The sequence below is a fragment of the Mycobacterium sp. genome (genome assembly GCF_049280035.1).
In the GTDB taxonomy this organism is placed as follows: Bacteria; Actinomycetota; Actinomycetes; order Mycobacteriales; family Mycobacteriaceae; genus Mycobacterium.
This window is the reverse complement of record NZ_JBAPPI010000423.1, coordinates 1-5,884: the sequence shown is the minus strand read 5'-3', so window position 1 is coordinate 5,884 and position 5,884 is coordinate 1. Positions and strand designations below refer to the sequence as shown.

At 64.1% G+C, this 5,884-nt stretch carries 8 protein-coding genes and 1 pseudogene; 3 read left to right on the top strand and 6 right to left on the bottom strand.

Annotated elements, in window-relative coordinates:
• On the top strand, nucleotides 1-717 hold a 717-nt coding region (locus WAN71_RS14140; protein ID WP_422225935.1), incomplete at its 5' end, for a TetR/AcrR family transcriptional regulator.
• Here the strand turns inward: WAN71_RS14140 and WAN71_RS14135 are convergent.
• From WAN71_RS14135 to WAN71_RS14125, 3 genes are all read right to left on the bottom strand, one after another.
• Nucleotides 692-967, bottom strand: coding sequence for a hypothetical protein (locus tag WAN71_RS14135; RefSeq protein ID WP_422225934.1), 276 nt, complete (start codon nucleotides 965-967; stop codon nucleotides 692-694). The genes WAN71_RS14140 and WAN71_RS14135 overlap by 26 nt on opposite strands.
• Before the next feature lie 19 nt (nucleotides 968-986).
• Entirely contained in the window at nucleotides 987-2,471 is a 1,485-nt protein-coding gene (locus WAN71_RS14130) for a flavin-containing monooxygenase (RefSeq protein ID WP_422225933.1), read from the bottom strand.
• A 77-nt stretch (nucleotides 2,472-2,548) separates the two neighbouring features.
• Nucleotides 2,549-2,893 (bottom strand): MerR family transcriptional regulator, encoded by a 345-nt coding sequence (locus tag WAN71_RS14125; protein WP_422225932.1) that lies wholly within the window; start codon nucleotides 2,891-2,893, stop codon nucleotides 2,549-2,551.
• Nucleotides 2,894-3,038: 145 nt separating this feature from the next.
• Here WAN71_RS14125 and WAN71_RS14120 point away from each other — a divergent pair, with 145 nt between their 5' ends.
• Together WAN71_RS14120 and WAN71_RS14115 are read left to right on the top strand one after the other, a co-directional pair.
• Nucleotides 3,039-3,488, top strand: coding sequence for an Hsp20/alpha crystallin family protein (locus WAN71_RS14120; RefSeq protein WP_422225936.1), 450 nt, complete (start codon nucleotides 3,039-3,041; stop codon nucleotides 3,486-3,488).
• A gap of 91 nt (nucleotides 3,489-3,579) precedes the next feature.
• Nucleotides 3,580-4,302: a GAF and ANTAR domain-containing protein gene (locus WAN71_RS14115; protein WP_422225931.1), complete on the top strand. Its 723-nt coding sequence runs from the start codon at nucleotides 3,580-3,582 to the stop codon at nucleotides 4,300-4,302.
• On the opposite strand, the gene WAN71_RS14110 is transcribed toward WAN71_RS14115, so the two are convergent.
• From WAN71_RS14110 to WAN71_RS14100, 3 genes and pseudogenes are all read right to left on the bottom strand, one after another.
• Complete coding sequence (locus WAN71_RS14110; RefSeq protein WP_422225930.1) at nucleotides 4,267-4,896, bottom strand: alpha/beta family hydrolase; 630 nt, start codon at nucleotides 4,894-4,896, stop codon at nucleotides 4,267-4,269. The genes WAN71_RS14115 and WAN71_RS14110 overlap by 36 nt on opposite strands.
• Nucleotides 4,893-5,720, bottom strand: a complete 828-nt coding sequence (gene thiD, locus WAN71_RS14105; RefSeq protein WP_422225929.1) for a bifunctional hydroxymethylpyrimidine kinase/phosphomethylpyrimidine kinase — start codon at nucleotides 5,718-5,720, stop codon at nucleotides 4,893-4,895. Before thiD ends, WAN71_RS14110 begins: the two co-directional genes overlap by 4 nt.
• Nucleotides 5,717-5,884 (bottom strand): annotated as a pseudogene (locus tag WAN71_RS14100) (phosphomethylpyrimidine synthase); the annotation flags it as partial. The pseudogene WAN71_RS14100 and the gene thiD, both read right to left, overlap by 4 nt.

The window sequence follows — 5,884 nt, the reverse complement described above, 5'->3', positions numbered from 1 at the left end:
AGCATCGTTGACCACCGGGTTGCGCTACCGTCCGACGAGATCAGTGCGCTGCTGGCTGACGTCGCCTCAGCAGTGCTCCGTGCTGAGCTACCGAAGCCGGAAGAGGCGCTGAGCCGTCCTACGTCCTGGCAGATCTTCGAATCGGACACCGGAGTCTACGAGGCTCTGCTGCAGGCGTCGATGGTGTTGTTCCACGCCAAGGGCTACCCCGAGACCAGCATGGCGGAGATCGCCTCGGCGGTTGGCATTCCGGTGTCCGGGATCTACCGGTATTTCCCCGGCAAGTGCGACATCCTCTCGACGGGTTTGCGCCGCGCGGCGGACCGGATTTCCGGCCGTTTGTCGGCGATCCTGACCGGTCTTGCCGAACCGCGTCAAATGCTCACCCTATTGATCGAGGCTTACGTGGCAACGTCGTTCGCTAACCCGGAACTCGTCGCGATCTACTACACGGAGCGGGTCAATCTGACGCGGGTGGACCAGGAGCTGTTGCGCAGTGTGCAGCGCTCGACGATCGATGGCTGGATGCGTCTGCTCGCAGCCGCCCGCCCGACGCTCACGGCGACGCAGGCGCGGATTTTGGTGCACGCGGCGCTGGCCCTGGTGGTCGACGTGGGACGCCTGGTGCACTACGAGCACCCGGCCGACAACTCCGCCTACCCGCAAGCCTGCGTACGAAAACTGATGGAGGCTACGCTGTTTGGGAGTGGCGAATAGCGTTGCCGCCCAGATAGGCGAGGTAGCCGATCAACCCGACGATGGCCACGCCACGGGTCTGCCGGCTGCTGAAACCCAGACCTAATACGGTTTCGATGCCGCCGTTGGTGTAGACGTGCTGCCGAGTGTTACGTGGAAATGCCGCCTTGGTGATCGGCTCGAACAACTTTGGACTGGTGAAGTGGGAGAGCCCGGCTCCGGCCAGTGCCAGACCCGAAAATCGGGCGAGACGGTTGCTTTTGCGAGACATAGTCTTTTTCCAGTCCTCCCTAGCTGATTGCGTAGTCGCTCAGCGGGAACCGAGAGCCGTCCCGCACGGCGTTGCGCACCGAGGTAGGTCGTAGCAGGGTCGCCTCGCCGCTGTGGTTGAAGTAGTAGGACCGCGACGTGGCACAGTCACCGGCGTAGAACACCGTGCCATCCAGATTCTTGGTCATCCGGTCCAGGAAGCGTGCATTGGCCTCTTCGGTAACCTCGAATGTGGTTGCACCCCTGCGCTTCACCTCGCCCAACAACCGGTCCATGTGCCGCATCTGGTATTCCATGGTGTTGAAAAACGACAGTCCGGAGAAGGCGTACGGGCTGGCCAGGCTCAGGTAATTGGGGAAGTACGGAATCGACACGCCTTGGTAGGCCTGGAACCTGTTCTCCCGCCACCACTTTCCGAGATTCCTGCCTTCCCGGCCGACCACCTCGATAGCCGGGAAGTTGGCGTCCCACAGGTCGAAGCCGGTCGCCAGCACCAGGGTGTCGATGACGGCCTTCTGGCCGTCGTTGGTGACGATGCCATCGGGCTCGATCCGCTCGATGCCGCCGGTCTCCAGGTGCACATTCGGTTTGGTGAAGCTGCGGTTGTAGTCGTTGGACCAGCTGGGCCGCTTGCAGCCGATGTCGTAGTCCGGTGTCAGCTTGCGCCGCAGCTCCTTGTCGCGGACCTGCACGAACCGGTGCATTTTGCAGACGTCCATCCCGCCAATGGACAGCCGCCGGAAGTAGCGGTAATTCAGCACGGCGGTGAGCGTCATGAACTCGAGCAGGTTGTCGGTCACCCAGCGCACCACACGTTGGGTCGGTGGGATCCGGGCGAACAGCCGTCGCACGGCCGGCGCGATGTTGAAGTCCAGCTTGGGTGCCACCCAGATCGCGGTGCGCTGGTACACCGTTAAGTCGGCGACTTCCTTTGCGAGTTCAGGGATGAGCTGGATCGCGGTGGCCCCGGTGCCGATCAAACCGACCCGGCGACCCGCGAAGTCGTGGCTGTCGTCCCACGCGGTGGTGTGCACGACCTTGCCGTTGAAGCTGGTGATGCCCGGGATGTCCGGCGTGTGGGGTTGCGACAGGAAGCCGGTGGCGGTGATCAGGAAGCGGGTGGTCAGCGTTTCGCCGTCGGCCAGCGCCACTTGCCACAGCTGTGTGTCCTCGTCCCAGCGCGCGCTTTCCACAATCGTGTTGAATCGCATGTGACGGCGCACGTCGTACTTGTCGGCGACGTGGTTGGCATACTGCTTGACCTCCGGGCCGGTGGCGAACAACCGCGACCAGTACGGGTTGGGCTCGAACCAGTAGGAATAGGTGGTCGACGGGACGTCGACGGCAAGACCCGGGTAGCGATTGACGTGCCAGGTTCCACCCAAGTCGGCTTCGCGGTCGAGGATGGCGATGTTGTCGTACCCGAGGCGCTTGAGCTGGATCGCCGCGCCGATGCCGCCGAAGCCGGCCCCCAGGACGACGACGTCGAGATGCTCCGAACTCATCAAAAGACCGTACCTTACTTCAGAGTAAGTTTGTAGTTCGTGGATGCCGCCTCGATGATATCGAGCCTGGTTGACGCTTAGCCGCTGTCGACTTCGGGTTTGGCTTTCTTCTTCGCCTTCGTGGCCGTCGCCTGGTTGACGGCGAGCAGTGCCGCGTTGTCGTCTTGCAAGTTGAGGATGTGCGCGATGCCGGCGAGATTAACACCGGCCGCGACCAACTCGCTGATGCGCTGCAACCGGGCCAGGTCGTCCGCGCTGTAGAGGCGGGTGCCGCCGTCACTGCGTGAGGGGGTCAGCAAGCCGTGGCGCTCGTAGAGGCGCAGCGACTGCACCGCGACGCCGGAGAGTTCGGCGGCCACGGTGATGCCGTATACGCCTTGGCTCGGGGCGGGCATGCCTGGCGTGTCAGGTCGATCGATCATCAAAAGCAATCCTTGGCCACCCGTACAGAAAACCTTTGTATCACACTTGCGACATAATAGCGCACGTGCTATATCAAACCTATGTCGTTAGACATAGATTATAGATGACATCCTGTAGAGGATAGGAGAGTCGGAGGTGACCACGATGCTGATGCGTACCGACCCGTTCCGTGACCTGGACCGCTTCACCCAGCAGGCGCTGGGCACAGCCGCCCGTCCGGCGGTGATGCCGATGGACGCGTGGCGCGAAGGTGATGCGTTCTTCGTCGAGTTCGACCTGCCTGGCATCGACCAGGATTCATTAGACCTCGACATCGAACGCAATGTGGTGACTGTGCGTGCGCAGCGTCCTGCCGTTGATCCGAACCGGGAGATGCTGGCAACCGAGCGGCCACGGGGAGTATTCAGCCGGCAGCTGGTTCTGGGCGAGAACCTCGACACCGACCGGATCGAGGCCTCCTACAACGAGGGCGTGCTACGGCTACGCATCCCCGTAGCCGAAAAGGCGAAGCCGCGCAAAATCACGATCGGCCGCGGCGACGGGCACAACGCCATCAACTACCAGGCCGCCCAACGCGAGGTGATCGACGCCTGATTGTCCGGTGGCGGCAGCGGGGGACACGCGGTGCAACCCGCTGCCGCCCCGGCGCCGTCGGCCTGCATCGTAAAAGAGTGGGGAGACTGCCATGCCGTCCTGCAGCCATGTCGATCCGGCAAGCGTGTTTACGTCGCTGGCCGACATCGTCTCTGAGGGTTTGACGCCGAAAGAAATGTATGCCGCGATCTGCGTAGCGGCCACATTGATGGTTCCTGGCTGCGACCATGCCAGCTTGATGATCAGCCGTGACGGCGCCTGCAGCACAGTGGCCGTCAGCGACCCCGTCGCGCAGCAGATCGACAAACTCGAGCTGGCGCTGGGCAGTGGGCCGTGCCTCGATGCCTTCGACGAACGAAGCGCTCAAGTAGCGTCGGATCTGACCACTGGTGGTCGGTGGCCGGTATTCGCAGCCCGCGTGGTCGCCGAGACGCAGGTTCGCGGCGCTATGAGTGTTCGGATGCCGGTGGATCGCGCCAAAGTGGGTGCGCTCAACCTGTTTTCCGACACACCCAATGCATTCGACACCAAGTCAGTCGAACGGGCCATCGTGCTGGCGGCGTTCGCCACGGTGGCTACCAATGCCACTGCGCATGGCGAAGACGCGGCCGGGCTGCGACGCGGGCTGGCCAGCAACCGCGCGATCGGCAAGGCCGTTGGCATGCTGATGGTGCTCAACGACGTCTCCGATGACGAGGCGTTCGACATCCTCCGCCGCACCTCGCAAGACACCAACGTTAAGGTCGCCGATATCGCAGCCGAGTTCATTCGCCGCCGCTCAGCGCAGCAGCTTCAATGCGGCGTCGACAGATAATGCCGGAACGTCGAGGGTCTTCGAGCCCAGGTCGTGGCGCGCGCCGATGATCTCGACGATCTCGGTCGGTGCGGCAATCAACGCGGCGGCGGCGCGCACCTCGTCGAGGGTGCCGAACGGATCCGAGGTGCCGTGGGTGAACACCGTCGGCACCGTGATGTCTGGCAGGTGCTCGGTGCGTGCGCGTTCGGGCTTACCGGGCGGATGCACCGGGTAGGAGAACAGCGTCAGCACGTCAACCGGCTGCGCACCTTCGGCTATCACCATTGACGTTTGCCGCCCGCCGTAGGAATGGCCGCCGGCGATCAGCGGACCGTCGGCAAGGCCGCGGCACACGGCGATCGCCTCCACGATGCCGGCACGATCGGCGGCCGCCGAACCCGACGGCGGCCCCTTGGGCCGTCGCCGTCGATAAGGCAGGTTGTAGCGGACCGCCAGCCAGCCACGTCGGGCCCACTCGTCGCAAAGTTGTTGCAGGAGTGCGGATTCCCTGCTGCCACCGGCGCCGTGCGTCAGCACCACAATTCCTTTTTGGCCACCGGGTGGGTCACGCTTAGGTTCGTGCGCGATGCCCGCGATCTGCTCGAGACTCATGACAACCTGAACAGCGGGGACACCGGGCCGTGGCCGTGCCCGAGCGGATAGGCGGCACGCAGGCATTCGGTCACCCAGCCCTTGGCGAACGCGACCGCGTCCGGCACGGTGTAGCCGTGGGCCAGGGCGCAGGCAGTCGCAGCGGCCAGCGTGTCACCGGCGCCGTGGTCGTGGGTAGTGTCCACCCGCGGCGACTCGAACTCGTGAAAGTCGGTGCCGTCGAACAGCAGATCCGTGCTGCTGGCCGACCCGCGCAGATGGCCGCCCTTCACCAGCGCCCACTTCGGTCCCAGGTCATGCAGCGCGCGAGCCGCGTCGGCCTGGGATGTCGAGTCGACAACGTCGATATCGACCAGTAGCCGTACTTCGTGCAGATTCGGCGTCACCAAGGTGGCCAATGGAAACAGTTCGGCGCGAAGGGAATCCAGCGCAGTGCGGTCGAGCAGAGGGTCACCGTGCATCGACGCGCAGACCGGATCGACCACCAGTGGCGCGTCGGCGCCATGCTCGCGCCAACTCTGCGCGACCGCGGCGATGATCTCTTTCGACGCCAGCATGCCGGTTTTGGCGGCCTGCAGCCCGATGTCGTGGCATACCACCTCGATCTGGGCGGCGATGACATTGCCGGGTACTTTGTGAAAACCCCTGACGCCCACCGAGTTCTGCACAGTCACCGCGGTCACCGCACACAGTGCGTGCACCCCTAGCAGGGTGCAGGTACGGATGTCGGCCTGAATACCGGCACCGCCGCCGGAGTCCGATCCGGCGATCGCCAGCACCCGCAACGGCGTGCTACCGAGCGGCGCGAGTGGAAGGTAGATCACCGGGCGATCGGCAGATACACCCGATTGCCGTGCTCGGCGAACTCGGCCGACTTCTCCGCCATACCTTGCTGCAAAGCCGCCTCGATGGCTTCCTCGGTGTCGAGTCCGTGCTCGGCGGCGTAGTCGCGGACGTCCTGAGTAATACGCATCGAGCAGAACTTCGG